The sequence below is a fragment of the Massilia sp. MP_M2 genome (assembly GCF_039123635.1).
GTDB lineage: Bacteria > Pseudomonadota > Gammaproteobacteria > Burkholderiales > Burkholderiaceae_D > Telluria.
This window is the reverse complement of sequence record NZ_JBCHJF010000007.1, coordinates 97,382-116,482: the sequence shown is the minus strand read 5'-3', so window position 1 is coordinate 116,482 and position 19,101 is coordinate 97,382. Positions and strand designations below refer to the sequence as shown.

The 19,101-nt window shown below is 62.9% G+C and carries 17 protein-coding genes and 1 tRNA gene; 14 read left to right on the top strand and 4 right to left on the bottom strand.

Annotated elements, in window-relative coordinates; genetic code table 11:
- The first annotated feature begins 30 nt into the window (after positions 1 to 30).
- Entirely contained in the window at positions 31 to 999 is a 969-nt protein-coding gene (locus RCH14_RS15890; protein ID WP_343027069.1) for an IS1595 family transposase, read from the top strand.
- A 70-nt stretch (positions 1,000 to 1,069) separates the two neighbouring features.
- Here the strand turns inward: RCH14_RS15890 and RCH14_RS15885 are convergent, their stop codons facing one another.
- A complete protein-coding gene (locus tag RCH14_RS15885; protein WP_343027068.1) occupies positions 1,070 to 2,371 on the bottom strand; it encodes a dicarboxylate/amino acid:cation symporter in 1,302 nt (433 codons plus the stop codon).
- A gap of 176 nt (positions 2,372 to 2,547) precedes the next feature.
- On the bottom strand, positions 2,548 to 3,330 hold the full coding sequence (locus RCH14_RS15880; protein WP_343027067.1) for a 3-hydroxybutyrate dehydrogenase: 783 nt from the start codon (positions 3,328 to 3,330) through the stop codon (positions 2,548 to 2,550).
- Between the two features lie 169 nt (positions 3,331 to 3,499).
- Between RCH14_RS15880 and RCH14_RS15875 the strand changes: the two genes are divergently transcribed.
- The 6 genes from RCH14_RS15875 (at position 3,500) to RCH14_RS15850 (ending at position 9,515) form a co-directional block, all read left to right on the top strand.
- Entirely contained in the window at positions 3,500 to 4,393 is an 894-nt protein-coding gene (locus RCH14_RS15875) for an alpha/beta hydrolase (protein ID WP_343027066.1), read from the top strand.
- Positions 4,394 to 4,434: 41 nt separating this feature from the next.
- Positions 4,435 to 4,785 carry a RidA family protein gene (locus RCH14_RS15870; RefSeq protein ID WP_343027065.1) on the top strand — a complete coding sequence of 117 codons (351 nt, stop codon included), beginning with the start codon at positions 4,435 to 4,437 and terminating at the stop codon, positions 4,783 to 4,785.
- Positions 4,786 to 4,789: 4 nt separating this feature from the next.
- Positions 4,790 to 7,030, top strand: coding sequence for a bifunctional (p)ppGpp synthetase/guanosine-3',5'-bis(diphosphate) 3'-pyrophosphohydrolase (locus tag RCH14_RS15865; protein ID WP_343027064.1), 2,241 nt, complete (start codon positions 4,790 to 4,792; stop codon positions 7,028 to 7,030).
- 84 nt (positions 7,031 to 7,114) lie between these two features.
- Positions 7,115 to 7,921, top strand: a complete 807-nt coding sequence (locus tag RCH14_RS15860) for an ABC transporter permease (RefSeq protein ID WP_343027063.1) — start codon at positions 7,115 to 7,117, stop codon at positions 7,919 to 7,921.
- A 20-nt stretch (positions 7,922 to 7,941) separates the two neighbouring features.
- Complete coding sequence (locus RCH14_RS15855) at positions 7,942 to 8,889, top strand: MlaD family protein (RefSeq protein ID WP_343027062.1); 948 nt, start codon at positions 7,942 to 7,944, stop codon at positions 8,887 to 8,889.
- On the top strand, positions 8,886 to 9,515 hold the full coding sequence (locus tag RCH14_RS15850) for a hypothetical protein (protein ID WP_343027061.1): 630 nt from the start codon (positions 8,886 to 8,888) through the stop codon (positions 9,513 to 9,515). The genes RCH14_RS15855 and RCH14_RS15850 overlap by 4 nt, the downstream gene beginning before the upstream one ends.
- Before the next feature lie 11 nt (positions 9,516 to 9,526).
- Here RCH14_RS15850 and RCH14_RS15845 read toward each other — a convergent pair whose 3' ends face one another.
- Both RCH14_RS15845 and RCH14_RS15840 read right to left on the bottom strand, forming a co-directional pair.
- Positions 9,527 to 10,456: an NAD(P)/FAD-dependent oxidoreductase gene (locus RCH14_RS15845; RefSeq protein WP_343027060.1), complete on the bottom strand. Its 930-nt coding sequence runs from the start codon at positions 10,454 to 10,456 to the stop codon at positions 9,527 to 9,529.
- Between the two features lie 107 nt (positions 10,457 to 10,563).
- Positions 10,564 to 11,487: a cation diffusion facilitator family transporter gene (locus RCH14_RS15840; RefSeq protein ID WP_343027209.1), complete on the bottom strand. Its 924-nt coding sequence runs from the start codon at positions 11,485 to 11,487 to the stop codon at positions 10,564 to 10,566.
- 132 nt (positions 11,488 to 11,619) lie between these two features.
- On the opposite strand from RCH14_RS15840, the gene RCH14_RS15835 reads away from it, so the two are divergent.
- The 7 genes from RCH14_RS15835 (at position 11,620) to pheT (ending at position 18,961) form a co-directional block, all read left to right on the top strand.
- Positions 11,620 to 11,696 (top strand) — tRNA-Val (locus tag RCH14_RS15835).
- A 328-nt stretch (positions 11,697 to 12,024) separates the two neighbouring features.
- Entirely contained in the window at positions 12,025 to 13,935 is a 1,911-nt protein-coding gene (thrS, locus tag RCH14_RS15830; RefSeq protein WP_343027059.1) for a threonine--tRNA ligase, read from the top strand.
- 36 nt (positions 13,936 to 13,971) lie between these two features.
- On the top strand, positions 13,972 to 14,493 hold the full coding sequence (infC, locus tag RCH14_RS15825) for a translation initiation factor IF-3 (RefSeq protein ID WP_183553737.1): 522 nt from the start codon (positions 13,972 to 13,974) through the stop codon (positions 14,491 to 14,493).
- Between the two features lie 289 nt (positions 14,494 to 14,782).
- Entirely contained in the window at positions 14,783 to 14,980 is a 198-nt protein-coding gene (rpmI, locus tag RCH14_RS15820) for a 50S ribosomal protein L35 (RefSeq protein ID WP_183553079.1), read from the top strand.
- Positions 14,981 to 15,000: 20 nt separating this feature from the next.
- Positions 15,001 to 15,360 (top strand): 50S ribosomal protein L20, encoded by a 360-nt coding sequence (gene rplT, locus RCH14_RS15815; RefSeq protein WP_183553077.1) that lies wholly within the window; start codon positions 15,001 to 15,003, stop codon positions 15,358 to 15,360.
- Between the two features lie 137 nt (positions 15,361 to 15,497).
- Positions 15,498 to 16,511 carry a phenylalanine--tRNA ligase subunit alpha gene (pheS, locus tag RCH14_RS15810; RefSeq protein WP_343027058.1) on the top strand — a complete coding sequence of 338 codons (1,014 nt, stop codon included), beginning with the start codon at positions 15,498 to 15,500 and terminating at the stop codon, positions 16,509 to 16,511.
- A 23-nt stretch (positions 16,512 to 16,534) separates the two neighbouring features.
- A complete protein-coding gene (gene pheT / locus RCH14_RS15805) occupies positions 16,535 to 18,961 on the top strand; it encodes a phenylalanine--tRNA ligase subunit beta (RefSeq protein ID WP_343027057.1) in 2,427 nt (808 codons plus the stop codon).
- Positions 18,962 to 19,101 lie beyond the last annotated feature (140 nt).

Below are 19,101 nucleotides of genomic sequence, written 5' to 3'. Positions count from 1 at the left end.
AACCCCTGTCGCCAGTGTCAGGAGTCAATCATGAAAGCGCCACGTTTCAAACGTTGGTTCGCAACATTGCCATCGCTGAATGGGGCCCAGCGTCGTCAAGTGCTCGATGCGCTGCACCCTGCGGCCGGCCTCGACCAGGTCGTTGCGCTCATCGCCCAGGCCAGGGCGCCAGGGCGCTGTTGCCCCAGCTGTGGCAACGCACGCTGCAACCGGCACGGGTTTGCCAACGATCTGCAGCGTTTTCGCTGCTGCAATTGTGGGCGCACTTTCAACGACCTGAGCGGCACGCCACTGGCGCGGCTCAGGCTCAAGACCAAATGGCTCGCCTACTCCCAGGTGCTGCTGGACTCGCTCCCCGTGCGCAAAGCCGCAGATCGGGTCGGCGTGCACCGCAATACCGCCTTCCGATGGCGCCACCGCTTTCTCGCGTGGGTCAAGCTCGACCGGCCCGCGGCGCTGAACGGCATCGTCGAGGCTGATGAGACGTTCCTGCTCGAATCGCAGAAGGGCTCGCGCGCACTCGACCGCCCACCCCGTCGGCGGGGCGGGCGCGCCGCCCGGCGCGGCATTTCCCGTGAGCTCGATTGCATCCTCGTGGCGCGCGACCGCAACGGGGGCACCATTGACGCCGTCACTGGCCGCGGTGCGCTGACGGCCGCGCAACTCGAACGCGGCTTGCTGCCCAGGCTCGATCCACAGGCGCTGCTGGTCAGCGACAGCCATGCCGCCTACCGCGCCTTTGCACGCAAGCACAGGATCGCGCACGAGGTGGTGAATCTGCGCGCCGGCGTGCGCGTCAGGCGCCTGGGCAACCTGGCTATCCACGTACAGAACGTGAACGGGTATTACCAGCGCTTCAAGGCCTGGCTGATGTGCTTTCGTGGCGTGGCGTCACGCTACCTGCCCAATTACCTGGGCTGGCGCTGGGCCCTCGATGGGGGACGGGTAAGTTCCCCGAAACACTTGCTGCGCATCGCAGTCGGCGTCATCAACAGATAACGTTGACTGCGCCCCAAAAAAAGCCGCACCCCGGTGAGGTGCGGCTTTTCGGCCAGACACAGTGCTGTCGTTACGCCGCTTCGCGCACGGCCTGCATCGTGTTCTGGTCTTCGACGATCACGCGGCCATGCAACACGTCGTCCATGCGCTTGACGTCGAGTTCGTTTTCCCATTTTGACACGACGACCGTGGCCACACCGTTGCCGATGAAGTTGGTCAGCGCGCGTGCTTCGCTCATGAAGCGGTCGATGCCCAGAATCAGCGCCATACCCGCCACCGGGATCGTCGGCACCACGGCCAGCGTCGCGGCCAGCGTGATGAAGCCGGCGCCGGTGATGCCCGATGCGCCTTTCGAGGTCAGCATCGCCACCAGCAGGATGGTCAATTCCTGGGTCAGCGTCAGTTCGGTGTTGGTCGCTTGCGCCACGAACAGGGCCGCCATCGTCATGTAGATATTGGTGCCGTCCAGGTTGAACGAGTAACCGGTCGGGACGACCAGGCCGACGACTGGCTTGGAGCAACCCAGGCGCTCGAGCTTGCGCATCAGGTTCGGCAGCGCGCTTTCCGACGACGAGGTACCCAGCACGATCAGCAGTTCTTCCTTGATGTAGCGGATGAACTTGAAGATCGAGAAGCCGGTGAAGCGGGCGATCAGGCCCAGCACGACGAAGATGAACAGGGCGCAGGTCAGGTAGAACGAACCCATCAGCTTGGCCAGCGGCAGCAGCGACGCGATGCCGTACTTGCCGATCGTGAACGCCATCGCGCCGAACGCGCCCAGCGGAGCGACCTTCATGATGATGTTGACGATGCCGAAGATCACGTGCGAGACGTCATCGATGAGCTTGGTGACCGGACGGCCGCGCTCGCCCATCATCGACAGCGCGAAACCGAACAGGATCGCGACCAGCAGCACTTGCAGGATATTACCGGTAGCAAACGCATCCACGAACGTCGTCGGGATGATGTGCATGATGAACTCGGTCGTGGTCTGGGCATGCGCATTGGTCGTGTATTGCGCAATCGAGCTCGCATCGAGGTGGGCTGGATCGACGTTGAAGCCGGCGCCCGGCTTGGCGACGTTGGCCACGACCAGGCCGATGGCCAGCGCGAAGGTCGAGACGACCTCGAAGTACAGCAGGGCCTTGCCGCCGACGCGGCCGATCTTCTTCATGTCCTGCATGCCGGCGATACCGGCGACGACGGTACAGAAGATCACGGGGGCGATGATCATCTTGATCAGTTTGATGAAGCCGTCTCCCAGAGGCTTCATCGCGGTGCCTACCTCTGGGTAAAATACGCCCAGCAACACGCCAAGAACAATGGCGAACAGTACCTGGACGTACAGGATTTTATAAAACGGCTTCTTCATGGCAACTCTTCAACGAGGTTGGTAGTGGCGCCATGGTGGGGCAATCAGCCGGTGCGGGCTATTGTGGAAATCCGCATGCTGCACTGCAGCAGGGCAATGTGAATAAGCGTGGGAACTAAGCGCGCACCGGGATCGTGCACGACCGGACCAAACGCCCGGTCGTGACGACAAGATTGTTACTGGGCGGCCCAGCCGCCGTCCATATTCCAGGCCACGCCGCGCACCTGGTTTGCTGCCGGGCTGCAAAAGAACACGGCCAGCGCGCCCAGTTCGTCGGGCGTGACGAATTCGCCGGACGGTTGTTTCTCGAGCAGCAGGGCCTTGCGCGCGGCGTCGTTGTCGAGCCCTTCGCGCGCGGCGCGGTCGTCCACCTGTTTCTGGACCAGCGGCGTGAGCACGAAGCCGGGGCAGATCGCATTGCAGGTAACGCCCGTCTGCGCCGTTTCCAGCGCAGTGACCTTGGTCAGGCCGACCAGTCCGTGCTTGGCGGCGACATAGGCCGACTTCTGGCTCGAGCCCACCAGGCCATGGACCGAGGCCAGGTTGATGATGCGGCCCCAGTTCTTTTGCTTCATGCCGGGCAAAGCCAGGCGCGTCGTGTGAAACGCCGAGCTCAGGTTGATGGCGATGATCGCGTCCCAGCGTTCGGGCGGGAAATCTTCGAGCGCCGCGACGTGCTGGATGCCGGCGTTGTTGACCAGGATGTCGACGCCGCCGAACTTGTCGTTGGCATACTGCATCAGCGCGGCGATCTCGGCCGGCTTGGACATGTCGGCATTGTGGTACGCGGTCTGCACGCCGAATTCGGCGCCGATATCGGTATACAGTTTTTCGATTTGCTGTGCGTCGCCGAAGCCGTTGAACACGATATTGGCCCCCTGTTCGGCCAGCGAACGTGCGATTCCCAGGCCGATGCCCGAGGTCGATCCGGTGACGAGAGCCGTTTTACCGTCTAGCATGGTCGATGTCATTGTGTCCTCATTGGTAAATGCCCGGTGGCGAGCGGTGGTGCCCGTTGGCGAGCGTATCGGGGGAACTCCCTCAGAATTGGTAGAATTCTAACCGTAACGCCTCCCGCGCGCGAAAGCAGCCAGGCGCCCTTCATGATTTTCTTCTCCCGGAGTCGCGATGTCCGAGCCCAGATTCAAGAGCGTCCAGTGCACGTCGCCACGCGGGTTGCACCGCGTCGCCTACAAGGAATGGGGCGCCCCGGACAATCCGAAGGTGCTCGTGTGCGTGCATGGCGTGACCCGCGTCGGGGACGACTTCGATCATCTGGCGCGCGCGCTGTGCGACACCTGGCGCGTCGTGTGCCCCGATATCGTCGGGCGCGGACGGTCCGACCGGCTGCGCGATCCGGCCGGCTACCAGGTGTCGCAATACGTGGCCGACATGGTCACGCTGATTGCCCGCGTGACTGCCGGCGCCGACGCTGATAATGAGGACGTGGCCTGGTTCGGCACGTCGATGGGCGGCCTGATCGGCATGATGCTGGCCGCCCTCGACAACTCGCCGATCTCGCGACTCGTGATCAACGATATCGGTCCGGCGCTGGGCAGCGAGGCGCTGCAGCGCATCGGCGAGTATATCGCCCAGGACGTGCGCTTCCCGAGCTTTGCCGCCGGCGCGGATTACATCAAGGCCGTCTCGGCGACATTCGGCCCGCACACCGACGACGAATGGCACAAGCTGGCAAGCGACGTGCTGCGCCAGGACACCGACGGCCAGTGGCGCCGTCACTACGACCTGAATCTGGCGCAGCCGTTTCGCGCCATCACGGTCGAACGTGCGGCAGAGGACGAAGCGGCGCTGTGGGCCGCGTGGGATGCGATCAGATGTCCGACGCTGCTGGTGCGCGGCGAACAGTCCGATCTGCTTTCGCGCGCCACGGCGCAGCAGATGACGACGCGCGGGCCGCATGCGCGTCTGGTCGAACTCCCCGGCGTCGGCCATGCGCCGACCTTCGTGCACGCCGACCAGATCGCGCTTGCCCGCACATTTTTAACCGGCACGGGATCATGACGATCCGGCCTGAATCAACCACCATCGAACAGAAAGACATCATGGAAATCAAACGACTGTACGTAGGCAAACGACTGTCCGAAGTCGCCATCCACAACGAGACCGTGTACCTGGCCGGCCAGATCGCCGAAGACACCACCCAGGGCATCGATGGCCAGATGCGCGAAGTGCTGGGTCACGTCGACCGCTTGCTGGGCGAAGCGGGCAGCGACAAGTCGTGCATCCTGTCGTGCAATATCTTCATTTCGGACATGGACAACTTCCCCGGCATGAACGCGGTCTGGGACGAGTGGGTCGCCCAGGGCCACACGCCGCCGCGCGCCACCGTCGAAGCCAAGCTGGCCAATCCGGCCTGCCTGGTCGAGGTGTGCGTCACCGCCGCGCTGCGCTGAGCGCATGGTCTCCACCGCACTGTTAGGCGACGCCAAGACCGGCCTGGTACAGGGCCTGAGCGCTGAGGATTGTGTGCGCGTGCATGGCGCGCTAGAGTACGCGTTCGGCGCCTACGGGGCGCGCCTGGCCGGCTCGGGCCAGAGCGCGTTCGAATTCTCGCTCGGCGCCGCTGGCACGCTCGCGTACCTGAATACCGATGCCGAAACCCGTATCGCCGGCCTGGTGTTCGAACTGGCGCTGATAGACCCGGCCGTGTTCACCGACCTCGAAGAACGCTTCGGCGCCGGTGTCGTCGCGCTGGTGCAGGGCGTGCATCAGCTGATTCGCCTGCGCGACCTGACCGCTGGCGGTGCGCCTGTAGGCAGTGGCAAGAACGCGGCGCAGCAGGCGGCGGCGCAAAACGAGACGCTGCGCAAGATGCTGCTGGCGATGGCCACCGACATGCGCGTGGTGCTGATGCGCCTGGCCTCGTGCGCGGCCACGCTGCGCCACTTCGCCGAACACAAGCGGTTTGACGACGTCACGCGCGCGTACGGGCGCGAGGTGCTGGACTTCTATGCGCCGCTGGCCAACCGCCTCGGGATCTGGCAACTGAAGTGGGAGCTGGAAGACCTGGCGTTTCGCTTCATCGAACCCGATACCTACAAGCGCATCGCCAAGATGCTCGAAGAAAAGCGCATGTCGCGCGAAAGCTTCGTCGCCTCGTCGATCGAGCGCCTGCAAAGCGAGCTGGCATCGGCCTCGATTCCGGCCGATGTGTCGGGCCGGCCAAAGCACATCTACAGCATCTGGAGCAAGATGCGCGGCAAGGAGCTCGATTTCACCGAGCTGTATGACGTGCGCGCGTTTCGCGTGATCGTCCCCGACATCAAGACCTGCTACACGGTGCTGGGCGTGATCCACAATATCTGGACGCCGGTGCCGAAGGAGTTCGACGACTATATTTCGCGCCCGAAGCCCAACGGCTACCGCTCGCTGCATACGGTGGTCATGGCCGAAGACGGACGACCGCTCGAAGTGCAGATCCGCACACAAGAGATGCACAACTTTGCCGAATACGGCATTGCCGCGCACTGGCGTTATAAAGAAGAAGGCGGCTCGAACTTCAAGAGCCAGCAATACGACGAAAAGATCGCCTGGCTGCGCCAGCTGCTGGCGTGGAAGACCGACGTGTCCGATGCGGTCTCGGGCCAGGAAGAACTGCAGCGCGAATGGGTCGAAAAGCTCAAGGCCACGACGCTCGACGACCGCATCTTCGTGTTGACGCCGCAGGCGCGGGTGCTCGAGCTGCCGGTGGGTGGTACGCCAATCGACTTTGCGTACCACTTGCACAGCGATGTCGGCCATCGTTGCCGCGGCGCGCGCATCGATGGCGTGATGGTGCCGCTCAATACGCAACTCAAGAACGGCCAGACCTGCGAAATCATCACGGCCAAAGGCTCGAGCGGCAACCAGGGCCCGTCGCGCGACTGGCTCAGTCCCGGCTACGCGGTCAGCAGCCGCACGCGCTCGAAGATCCGCGCCTGGTTCCATGCGCTGGACCAGGCCGAAACGCTGGCCCATGGCCGCGCGCTCGTCGAAAAATCGCTCCAGCGCGAAGGTAAGACGGCCGTCAACCTGGAAATGCTCGCGCACAAGCTGGGCTTTGCCAAGGTGGACGAACTGTTCATCGAAGTGGGCAAGGACAAGTTCAGCCTGCGCCACGTGGAAGCGGCGCTGCACGATGGCGACGAACCGGCGCCGCTCGAGGAACCGAAGTTCGACAACAAGAGCCGCGCCTCGAGCGTGGAGCAGGGCGCCAAGTCGGGCGTGCTGGTGCTGGGCACCGAGGGGCTGATGACCTTGCTCGCGAAGTGCTGCAAGCCGGCGCCGCCGGACCCGATCATCGGCTTCGTCACGCGCGGCAAGGGCGTCTCGATCCACCGGCTGACGTGCAAGAACTTCTCCGAGATGCAGACCAAGTCACCGGAACGCGTGATTCAGACCGAATGGGGTTCAGCCGGGACCGAGACCGTCTACCCGATCGACCTGTTCATCCTGGCGCAGGACCGGCAAGGGCTGCTGCGCGATATCTCCGAAGTCTTCTCGCGCGAGAAGATCAATGTGATCGGGGTGAACACGCAAAGCGCCAAGGGCCAGGCGCGGATGATCTTCACGGCCGAAATCGGGTCGACGGCGCAGGCGCAGAAAGCGCTGGCGGCGATCATGGAAGTGGGCGGCGTGATGGAGGCGAAGCGGCAGTAGCGCCAGACGTGGTGCGCGGCGTCGTGACGTAATCATTTGTCACCGACTCGCGCAGCCTGCCGCAACCGCAGTATCATTCAGCCCATGCCGCGCTCGCTTCCTTCCACCGCCCATCCCGAACTCTGGTTCGCGCACGTCAAACGCTACTCGCGCAGCTGGTGGTACATGATCCACCTGGGCGCGGTCGCCATCGTGCTGGCGCTCTCGCCATCCACCTGGCAGCGCGAGCGCTTCCACGCCACCGCGCGCCACATCCACGCCAGCACCTGGCAGGTGCTGCCCTGGTTCACGCTGGCCTCGTGCCTGGTGAGCCTGGTCATCATCCGCATCGTGCTGGTCACGGCCAAGAGCTACGGCTTGTCGGGCTTTGCGCTCGAGATGGTGGTGCGGGTGCTGGTGCTCGAATTGATTCCGCTGTGCGCGGCGCTGTTCGTTGCGCTGCGCGCCAGCATGGCGTTCGACGCGTCGGCGCTGGGCCTGGCGCGCGCCGGCCCCCTCGCGCGTGGCGCGGGTGAGGATGCGCTGCGCCGCATGCGCAGCGACCTGGTGCCCCAGTTGATCGCCAATGCGGTGGCGGTGCTGACGCTGGCGCTGGTCACGTCGATTGTCGTGCTGCTACTGGCCTACCTGAACGTGTACGGCGTGTCGCCATGGGGGCTGGGCGACTACACCCGCACGGTCGGGCGTGTGTTCGCACCAAGCGTCACGGCCGGCTTCGTGCTCAAGACGGTGCTGTTCGGCCTGGCCGTGGCGCTGATCCCGACGGCGGCCATCCTCGAATTGCAGCGTTATCCACGGCGTCTGGTCTCCACCGTGCAGCCGGGCGCACTGCGCCTGCTGTTCGTGCTGATCGTGATCGAAGCGGCGTCGCTTGCACTGAAATACATCTGACTGACAGGACCAGAACTTACATGACGGACCAGATTCCCGATACCGCGCTTCCCGAGGAACCGAAGCACGTCGAAACCAAGGCCGTGATCCTCCTCGTTTTTCTGGGACTGATGATCTGCAGCTTTGTGTTCTACGTGATGTACGCGCGCGGCGTGTTCGAGCCGACCCAGCGCCTGACGCTCGTGGCCGACGATTCGACCGGCGTCATTCCCGGCATGGACATGACGTTTGCCGGTTTTCCGATCGGGCGCGTGCGCCAGGTCGAGCTGGCCGACAGCGGCAAGGTCAATATCCTGGTCGACGTCCAGAGCAAGGACGCCAAGTGGCTGCGCGCCTCGAGCGTGTTCACGCTGGAGTCGAGCATCGTCGGCGAAACACGCCTGCGCGCCTACACCGGGGTGCTGACCGATGCCCCGCTGCCGGCCGGTTCGACCCGCACCGTGCTGCGCGGCGACGCCACTGCCGAAATCCCGCGCATCGTCGCCACGGCGCGCGGCCTGCTGGAAAACCTGGAAACCATGACGTCGTCCGGCTCGGACGTCAATACCAGCCTGTCGAACCTGTCGGCCGTGACAGGCCGCATGTCGGGGCGCTACGGCGTTCTGGGCGGCGCGCTGGGTGGTGACGAAGAAGCGAAGAAACTGATGGAAGCGCTCGACCGCGTGAATCTGATCCTGGCCAAGGCCGACCAGCGCGTGTTTGGCCAGGCCGGCGTGATGGACGATGCCCAGACGGCGGTGCGCCAGCTCGACGTCGTGCTCAAGGACGCCAGCGCCACATTGAAGAAAGTCGACGCAGTGCTGGTCGAAGCGCAAGCGGTTGGCGCCAACACGCGCGAGGCAACCGAAGACCTGAGCGCGCTGCGCGGCGACGTCGACGCTAGCCTGCGCAAGGTGAATCGTCTGGTCGAAGAAATCAACCGCAAGTGGCCGTTCGCGCGCACCAGTCCGGAGATCAAGCTGCCATGAAGACCATTCCATTGTTGATCGCTGCCTTGCTGGCCGGCTGCGCGAGCAAGCCGTTGCCGCCTGACTGGCAGGCCAATGCCAAGGGCGCGCTCGACGCGTCGGTCGACGATTACCTGAAAGGCCACACGGCCGCGTCGAACGCCGAGTTTCGCGAGGCGCGCGCCGAGACGACTGCCACTGGCCGTGCCGATCATGTGGCCCAGGTCGAGCTGGTGCGCTGCGCGGCGCAGGTGGCCAGTCTGGTGTTCGAGGATTGCCCGGGTTATGCGGCGCTGGCGCTTGACGCCACACCGGCGCAGCGCGCCTACGCCGCCTATCTGGCGGGGCAGTGGGATGGACTGGATCTGGCATTGCTGCCGGAGCAGCATCGGGCTGTCGTTGGTGGTGGGGCGCTGGAGAACATCGCCGATCCGCTGGCGCGGCTGGTTGCGGCCGGTGCGCAGTTCAAGGCAGGGCGCATCGCGCCGGCGGGAATCGCGCTGGCCGTCGACACGGCGTCGATCCAGGGCTGGCGCCGGCCGCTGCTGGCATGGCTGGGGGTGCAGGCGAAGCGCGCCGAGGCCGCGGGAGACACGGCCGCGCAGGCGGCAATCGAGCGACGCCGCAAGATCGCTGGCGGCTTGTAGAACTTAGCCGCTTAGCGCAGCGCCCACGGCAGCGTGTTGTGGATCGTCGTTGCGGCAATGGCCGCCTGGCCGGTTGCCACCGTGATCTGGTTCAGACCTCGCGTGACATCCCCGATTGCGTACAGTCCTGGCACCGCGGTGCGGCAATGGTCGTCGACCGCCAGCGTGTCGCATTCGACTGTTTCGGCGCCCAGCTTGGCCGCCAGCGCGGAGCGCGCATTTTCGCCCAGCATCGGGTAGAACACATCGCATTCGTAGGATTGCCCGTCGCGCGTGTGCAGCACGGGTTTCAGATCGTCGGTCAGCGTGACGCCGGCCAGCGGTGACGCGATGTGCTGCACGTTTGCGGCCTGCAACTGCGCATGCTGGTCGGCATCGACCACCGACTCGTCGGCCCGCTCGAACAGCAGCACGTCGCGGCTGAAGCTGCGCATGAACAGGGCATGGCCAACCGGGTTGATTTCGGCCGTGGCCACGGCGATGCGTTTGTCGATCACGTCGTAGCCGTCGCACACAGGGCACAGGCGCACCGCGCCGCTGGCCACCGCTTCGTCCCAGCGTTCGACCGGCATGCCGACGTCGGCCACGCCGGTGGCCAGCAGCACCGTGTAGGCGCGCATTTCGGTGACGTCGCCGTCGGGGCTGGTACAGTCGGCGATGAACAGGCCGTCGTCGATGCGCAGGTTGCTGATTTCACCGGGAATCACGTGGCCGCCGTACTTGCCGAGCTGGCAGCGCAACTGGTCGAGCAGCAACTGGCCGTTGATCCCGTCCGGAAAGCCAGGGTAGTTGTGCGAGACGGGAATCCAGGCCAGGCGGCTATTGCCTTTGTCGACCAGCGCGACGTTGCGGGTGAAGCGGCGCAGGTAGATGGCGGCGGTCAGGCCGCCTGGCCCGCCGCCGATGATGAGGGTGTCAAATACGTTTGGTGAGAGGTCCATGCGTGCATTATGTCGCCGATTGCAGGGTCGGGCTATCGGCGCGCGCGCTCGTGCCGGGTGGGCCTGTGCTTACACAGCAAGTGGCAAGGTGACGTTGACTGTCGGTTTCACAACGATTTGCCGCCGGCCGCTTCCGGTTGCAGCGTGACGTGGTCGATGCCATGCCGTGCGCGCAGCATCGCGCGCACCGCTTCCAGCACGGCGGGCCACTGTTCCAGGCTGCGGATCTCGATGTGGCCGATCAGCGCCGGATGGCCCGGTGACATGTCCCACACGTGCATATCGTGCACGCCCAGCACGCCGTCGACGGCGGCCATGTCGGCGCCGACCCGGACGAAGTCGATCTTGTGGGGCACGCCTTCCATCAGGAAATGGTACGACTCACGCAGAATGCCACTCGTCGAACGCAGGATCAGGAGCGCGACGAAGATCGACAGGATCGGGTCGGCCCGCAGCCAGCCGGTGAAATAGATGATCGCGCCGGACGCGATCGCGGCCAGCGAGCCGAGCAGGTCGCCCATCACGTTGACGAGCGCGGCGCGCGTGTTGATGCTGTCGTTGTTGCGCGACAGGATCCAGGCGACGAGCAGATTGATCGAGGCGCCCAGCGCGGCCACGACCAGGACGATGCCGCCCTTGACGGGCTCAGGATGCATCAGGCGCTGGATGGCTTCCCAGCCGATCCAGCCCACCAGGGCCAGCATCACCAGGCAGTTGACAAACGCGGCCAGGGCTTCGGCGCGCACGAAGCCGAACGAGTGGCGCGCCGATGGCGGGCGTTTGGCGATCAGTTGCGCAAGCAGGGCAAGGCCAAGGGCAGCGGCGTCGGTGACCATGTGGCCGGCGTCCGAGATCAGGGCCAGCGAATTGGATATGAAGCCGGTAATCACTTCGACCAGCGCGAACAGCAGTGTCAGGCCCATCGCGAACGCCAGCGCCTTCTGGCTGCGCGCTTCGATGGAGTGGGAATGGCTTGCGTCACCGTCGAGGTGGGCATGCAGGTGAGAAGGGTCATGCGGCTGGTACGTCATCGCCATGCAATCAATAGTCGAACGGGGCACCAGTGTAAATCATCGCGGCCGGTGCAGCAGGATGGCCTGATCAGCAATAAATTTTGTGCAAGGGTTGCGGTTCGGGCATCGGGTCCCTATAATGGCGGCATCGGGCGGTTAGTTCAGCTGGTTAGAATACTTGGTCGACATCCAAGGGGTCGCAGATTCGAATTCTGCACCGCCCACCAGAACACAGAAGTGCAAAGAAGCGTAGCGAGCGGCAGCAGTTTTGGTTGAGAAGCGCAGTCGTACGAATGTACGGCGAGCATCGCAGACCGAAACTGCAAACGCGCAGTAGCTTGTTTGAACTTCGAATTGTAAGAGCGAGAAAGGCATCAACGGTTATGACACCGCGAACTACAACCAGGTTGTGGGGGAATCGCTAGGCGCGGTGTGGTGTTCTTTTGCTCGACACAAAGAAGAAAACGCGGCTAGCCCGCGTTTTTTTTCGTCCAGATTTTACTATCCTTGATTCTTGATTTTTAACGGCGCGCGGCGCCACGATTGGAGTACAGCATGTTGAACGTCCGACTTCCCGATGGTTCCAGCCGCCAGTTTGACGGTCCGGTGACGGTGGCGCAGGTAGCGCAGAGCATTGCTCCGAGCCTGGGCAAGGCAGCGCTGGCCGGCAAGGTCAACGGTAAAGTGGTCGACACGTCGTTCCTGATCGACGCCGACGCCGATCTCGCAATCGTCACCGACCGCGATCCGGAAGGCCTGGACGTGATCCGTCACTCGACCGCCCACCTGCTCGCGCACGCGGTCAAGGAGCTGTTCCCGGAAGCGCAAGTGACGATCGGCCCGGTCATCGAAAACGGTTTCTACTACGATTTCTCGTACAAGCGCCCGTTCACCCCGGACGACCTGGTCGCCATCGAAAAGAAGATGACCGAGCTGGCCAAGAAGGATGAGCCGGTTACCCGCAAGGTGCTGCCACGCGACGAGGCCGTCGATTACTTCAAATCGATCGGCGAGCACTACAAGGCGGAAATCATTGCCTCGATCCCGGCGAACGAGGATGTCTCGCTGTACACCGAAGGCAGCTTCACCGACCTGTGCCGCGGCCCGCACGTGCCATCGAGCGGCAAGCTGAAAGTCTTCAAGCTGATGAAGCTGGCGGGCGCCTACTGGCGCGGCGACTCGAAGAACGAGATGCTGCAGCGCGTGTACGGCACCGCCTGGACCAAAAAGGAAGACCAGGAGCAGTACCTGCACATGCTGGAAGAGGCCGAAAAGCGCGATCACCGGAAACTCGGCAAGTCGCTGGACCTGTTCCACTTCCAGGAGGAAGCCCCGGGCCTCGTGTTCTGGCATCCGAAGGGCTGGACCATCTGGCAGCAGGTCGAGCAATACATGCGCCACAAGTACCAGGTTGCCGGCTACAGCGAAGTCAAGGCGCCGCAGATCCTCGACCGCACGCTGTGGGAAAAGACCGGTCACTGGGAAAACTACCGCGACAATATGTTTACGACCGAGTCGGAGAACCGTTCGTATGCGTTGAAGCCAATGAATTGCCCGGGCCACGTGCAGATCTACAATTCGGGCATGCGCTCGTACCGCGACCTGCCGCTGCGCTTCGGCGAATTCGGCCAGTGCCACCGCAACGAGCCGTCCGGCGCGCTGCACGGCCTGATGCGCGTGCGCGGTTTTACCCAGGATGATGGCCACATCTTCTGTACCGAAGAGCAGGTCGAGCGCGAAGTCACGTCGTTCCACGCCCAGGCGATGGCCGTGTACGATGACTTCGGCTTTGCCAATATCGACGTCAAGCTGGCGCTGCGTCCCGACAGCCGCATCGGTGCGGACGACGTCTGGGATCAGGCCGAAGAATCGCTGCGCTCGGCGCTGCGTGCCTGTGGCGTGACCTGGACTGAATTGCCGGGCGAGGGCGCGTTCTATGGTCCGAAGATCGAGTACCACCTGAAGGATAGCCTCGGCCGTCCATGGCAGGTCGGCACCGTGCAGGTCGACTTCTCGATGCCGGGTCGTCTCGGTTCCGAGTACGTGGCAGAAGACAACACCCGCCGCGTGCCGGTGATGCTGCACCGTGCGATCGTGGGTTCGATGGAGCGTTTCATCGGCATCCTGATCGAAAACTACGCGGGCGCAATGCCACTCTGGCTGGCACCGGTGCAAGTGGCGGTGCTCAATATCTCGGATGCGCAGGGCGATTACGTGAAGGAAGTCGAGGCCAAACTGCGCGCCGCAGGCCTGCGTGTTCACGCCGATTTGCGCAACGAGAAGATCACCTATAAAATACGTGAACATTCCGTCCAAAAACTGCCGTACATCCTCGTTGTTGGGGATAAAGAAAAAGACGCGAATACTGTGGCTGTGCGAGCCCGAGGCAATGTCGATCTGGGCGTGATGTCCGTCGATGAACTCGTGGAACGTCTGGTGGGCGAAGTCGCCGCCAAGACGAAGTAATCCCGGCCAAATTTCAATACGTTCAAAGGAAACAACATAGCTACTGACAAGAACAATCGCATCAATGGCGAGATCACCCATCCCGAAATGCGTTTGAACGGTGTAGAGAACGAGCCATTGGGCATCGTTAGTCTGGCCGACGCATTCCGTATGGCCGAAGAACTGAACGTCGACCTGGTCGAGATCGCGCCAAACGCGGTCCCGCCGGTCTGCCGCCTGATGGACTACGGCAAGTTCAAGTATTCGGAGCAAAAAAAGGCGCATGAGGCGAAGCTCAAGCAGAAGATCATCCAGGTCAAGGAAGTCAAATTCCGCCCGGGTACCGATGACGGCGACTACAACATCAAGTTGCGTAACCTCATCAAGTTCCTGGAAGAAGGCGACAAAGCCAAGATCACGCTGCGCTTCCGTGGTCGTGAAATGGCCCACCAGGATATCGGTATGCGTGTGCTCGAGCGTCTGCGCACGGATCTCGATGCAGTCGGTCAGGTGGAGCAGTTCCCGAAACTCGAAGGTCGCCAGATGATCATGGTGGTCGCGCCGAGGAAGAAGAAGTAATTCTTCGCCGGGAGCATCCAGAGCCGGGCCCGTGTTGCAGACTTTGTCTGCGGCCCGGCCCGGCTTTATTGCGTCCCTAGATCCGGTGTCGCCGACCATTCGTGTTTCTTCCTGTCGGCTATCGCAGCGCGTAGAAGCTGTGCTACAATCTTCGATTCCTGTTTGCGACAAGCAGGTTGTAGCAGACTCTGCGTCTGCTGCAAAACAAGTGAAAGTAGGCATCTAAGAGCAGCGTCGCTGCCACCTGCAATCCTGTTACATATGAGACTGTCCGCGAGGGCAGATGACTATGCCAAAAATGAAAACCAAAAGCAGCGCGAAGAAACGTTTTCGCGTGCGTCCGGGTGGTACTGTGAAATCGGGTATGGCGTTCAAGCGTCACATCCTGACCAAGAAGACCACCAAGAACAAGCGCCAACTGCGCGGCACCCGCAACATCAATGCAGCAGACGTCACGTCCGTCTACCGCATGATGCCATCTGCTTAATCTCACACTAAGGAGCTACTATGCCTAGAGTTAAACGTGGGGTTACAGCACGTGCCCGTCATAAGAAGGTTCTTGACCTTGCCAAAGGTTACCGCGGTCGTCGCAGCAAGGTATATCGTGTTGCCAAGCAAGCAGTCATGCGCGCTGGCCAATACGCATACCGTGACCGTCGCAACAAGAAGCGCGTCTTCCGCGCACTGTGGATCACCCGTATCAACGCGGCATCGCGTTCGCACGGCATGACCTACAGCGTGTTCATGAACGGCCTGAAGAAGTCCGCAATTGAACTGGACCGTAAAGTCCTGGCCGACATGGCTGTGCATGACAAGCCGGCATTCGCCGCGATTGTCAGCGCCGTCAAGGCCAAGCTGGCTGCTTAATCAGTTAAGCTGCTGAGCAAGTTGGTGCCGCGCCCTTCACGGGGCGTGGCGCACAAAGAAGCGGGGCAAGGTTCACACCTGTGCCCCGTTTTTGATTCTGGCGTCTCCCGCCAACGAAAAACAGGAAAAGAACAAGCATGAACCTGGAAGAACTCGTCGTCGCGGCCCGTGCCGATTTCGCGGAGGCGCCAGACGCCGCCGCGCTTGAAAATGCGAAAGCCAAGTACCTGGGCAAGACCGGCCAGGTGACCGACCTGATGAAGGGTCTGGGCAAGCTCGATCCCGATGCGCGCAAGGCGCAGGGCGCCCTGATCAATGCCACCAAAGAACAAATCGAACAGGCATTGACCGCGCGCCGCGACGCGCTCGCCGAGGCCCAGCTCCAGGCGCGCCTGTCCATGGAAGCCATTGACGTGACGCTGCCAGGTCGTGGCCGCTCGAAGGGCGGCATCCATCCGGTGATGCGCACCTGGGAACGCGTCGAGCAGATCTTCCGCTCGATCGGCTTCGACGTGGCCGACGGCCCCGAGATCGAAAATGACTGGACCAATTTCACGGCACTGAACAGCCCCGAAAATCACCCGGCCCGGTCGATGCAGGACACCTTCTACATCGACGGCAACGACAGCACCGGCAAGCCGCTGCTGCTGCGCACGCACACGAGCCCGATGCAGGTGCGCTACGCCCGTACCCACACGCCGCCGATCAAGGTCATCGCGCCGGGTCGTACCTACCGTGTCGACAGCGACGCGACCCACTCGCCGATGTTCCACCAGGTCGAAGGCCTGTGGATCGGCGAGAACATCAGCTTCGCCGATCTCAAGGGCGTGTACCTGAACTTCGTCCAGGCCTTCTTCGAGACGGACGACCTGCAAGTGCGTTTCCGTCCATCGTACTTCCCGTTCACCGAACCGTCGGCCGAGATCGACATCGCGTTCGGCTCCGGTCCGCTCAAGGGGCGCTGGCTCGAAGTCTCGGGCGCCGGTCAGGTACACCCGACGGTGGTGCGCAACTTCGGGCTCGACCCGGAAAAATTCATCGGCTTCGCGTTCGGCTCCGGCCTCGAGCGCCTGACGATGCTGCGTTATGGAATCAGCGATTTGCGCCTGTTTTACGAAGGCGACCTGCGCTTCCTGAAGCAGTTCAATTAATTCGACGCTGAGGCACAAAGATTATGCAATTCTCCGAAAACTGGCTCCGCTCGATCGTCAATCCGCCGATCAATTCAGATGAGCTGTCGCACGTGCTCACCATGTCGGGCCTCGAAGTGGAAGAGGTCGAGGCGGTGGCCCCACCGTTCTCGAACGTGGTTGTGGCTGAAGTCAAGGAAGTGGTCAAGCACCCGAACGCCGATCGCCTGAACGTCTGCCAGGTCGACGTCGGCACCGGCACCTTGCTCAATATCGTGTGCGGCGCCCCGAACGTGCGCGCCGGCATGAAAGCGATCTGCGCGCAAGCCGGCGCCGTGCTGCCGCCGGGCGCGGATGGCAAGCCGTTTGAAATCAAGGTCGGCCAACTGCGCGGCGTCGAGTCGCAGGGCATGATGTGCTCGAGCAAAGAGCTGGGCATCTCTGAAGAAAGCAATGGTTTGATGGAACTGCCGGCCGATGCGCCGGTGGGCCAGAGCATTCGCGACTACCTGGGCCTGGACGACCTGAAGTTCACGATCAAGCTGACGCCCAACAAGGCCGACTGCCTGTCCGTGCTGGGCGTGGCGCGCGAAGTGGCGGCGCTGACCGGTGCACCGTTGATGCTCGAGCCGACCCGCACCGTGGCGGTCAACAGCGATGAAATCCTGCCCGTCAAGGTGTCGGCGCCTGACCTGTGCGGTCGTTTCGCCGGTCGCGTGATCCGTGGCCTGAATGCACGCGCGGCCACGCCCGAGTGGATGAAGCGCCGCCTGGAACGTAGTGGCCAGCGCTCGGTCTCGGCCCTGGTCGATATCTCCAACTACGTGATGCTTGAAGTCGGCCGTCCGTCGCACGTGTTCGATCTGGCCAAGATCCACGGCAGTCTGGACGTACGCTGGGGCAAGACCGGTGAATCGCTCAAGCTTCTCAATGGCAACACGGTCGCCGTCGACGAATGGGTTGGCGTGATTGCCGACGAAGCACAGATCGAATCGCTGGCCGGCATCATGGGCGGCGACTCCACCGCCGTGTCGCTCGATACGACCGATATCTATCTGGAAGCGGCCTTCTGGTGGCCAAACGCCATCCAGGGCCGGGCCCGTCGATTCAATTTCTCGACCGATGCCGCCCACCGCTTCGAGCGTGGCGTCGATTACGCGACCGTGCCCGAGCACCTCGAGCGCATTACGGCGCTGTTGATCGACATCTGCGGCACGCCGGCCAGCAAGGTCGGCCCGATCGATGACCAGATCGTCAATCTGCCAGTGCGTACGCCGGTGGTGCTGCGCACCGCGCGCGCCGCGCAAGTGATTGGCGTGCCGTTGACCGATGCCGTGATCGCCGACATCTTCACGCGCCTGCAGCTGGGCTTTGCGCAGGCGCCCGGCGAGTTCCATGTCACGGCGCCAACGTACCGTTTCGACATCGAGATCGAGGAAGACCTGATCGAGGAAGTCGCGCGCGTTTATGGCTTCGAGAACATTCCGACCCGGCCGCCCACGGCGCCGAGCGCGATGCTGATCGAGCCCGAAAACACCCGCTCGCTGTTTGCGATCCGCCATCAACTGGCCGACCTGGGTTTCCAGGAAGTGGTCAACATGAGTTTCGTGGAAAGCGCGTGGGAGCAGGACTTCGCCGGTAACCTCGAGCCGATCCGCCTGCAGAACCCGATCGCCAGCCAGCTCAGCGTGATGCGTTCGTCGCTGATCGGTAGCCTGGTTGCCAACGTGCGCTACAACATCAACCGCAAGGCCGGCCGCGTCCGCGCGTTTGAAGTCGGCGGTGTGTTCAAGCGCAACGCATCGGTCATGGACGGTCCGCTGACCGTGGCCGGTTACGACCAGCCAAAGCGCGTCGCCGCGATTGCCTACGGCCCGGCGCTGGACGAGCAATGGGATGTTGCCACGCGCGCCGTCGATTTCTTCGACCTGAAAGCGGATCTGGAAGCGTTGTTCGCCCCGCGCCAGCTGCGTTTCTCCACCGCAGAGCACCCGGCACTGCACCCGGGTCGCTCGGCCACCGTCACGCTCGACGACCAGCAGATCGGCGTGATCGGCGAGCTGCACCCGCGCTGGCTGCAAAAGTATGATCTGCCGCAAGCGCCGGTCGTGTTCGAGGTCGATGCCGAGGCGCTGCGTGGGCGCATCGTGCCGGCCTATGCCGAGATTTCAAAGTTTCCGGGCGCCACGCGCGACCTGGCGCTGGTGGTGAAACAGGACGTTCCGGCCCAGTCCGTAATGGATGCTTTTACTGCTGAAATCGCAGTAAATCCTATGGGCAAGATCGTGCAAGCCGTTGTTTTGTTTGATGAATATCGCGGCAAGGGTCTCGAGGCGGATGAAAAAAGCCTTGCTTTCCGCTTTAGCTTGCAAGATACTCAATCGACACTGCAGGACGATGCGGTCGACGCCATCATGGCGGCGGTGCTCGCCACTGCTTCAACCAAACTGAACGCGAAGCTGCGTGCATAATATGCATATCCTGGCTCTCAGCAAAGCGGCCGCAAGCCGCTTTGCTGTGGCTGCGGCATCGTTTGACTTACGGGCAGGGCTTCAAAATTAACAATAACGACGTTGATTCGACGGTGTTCCAGGAAGCCCTCGTGGCCGAT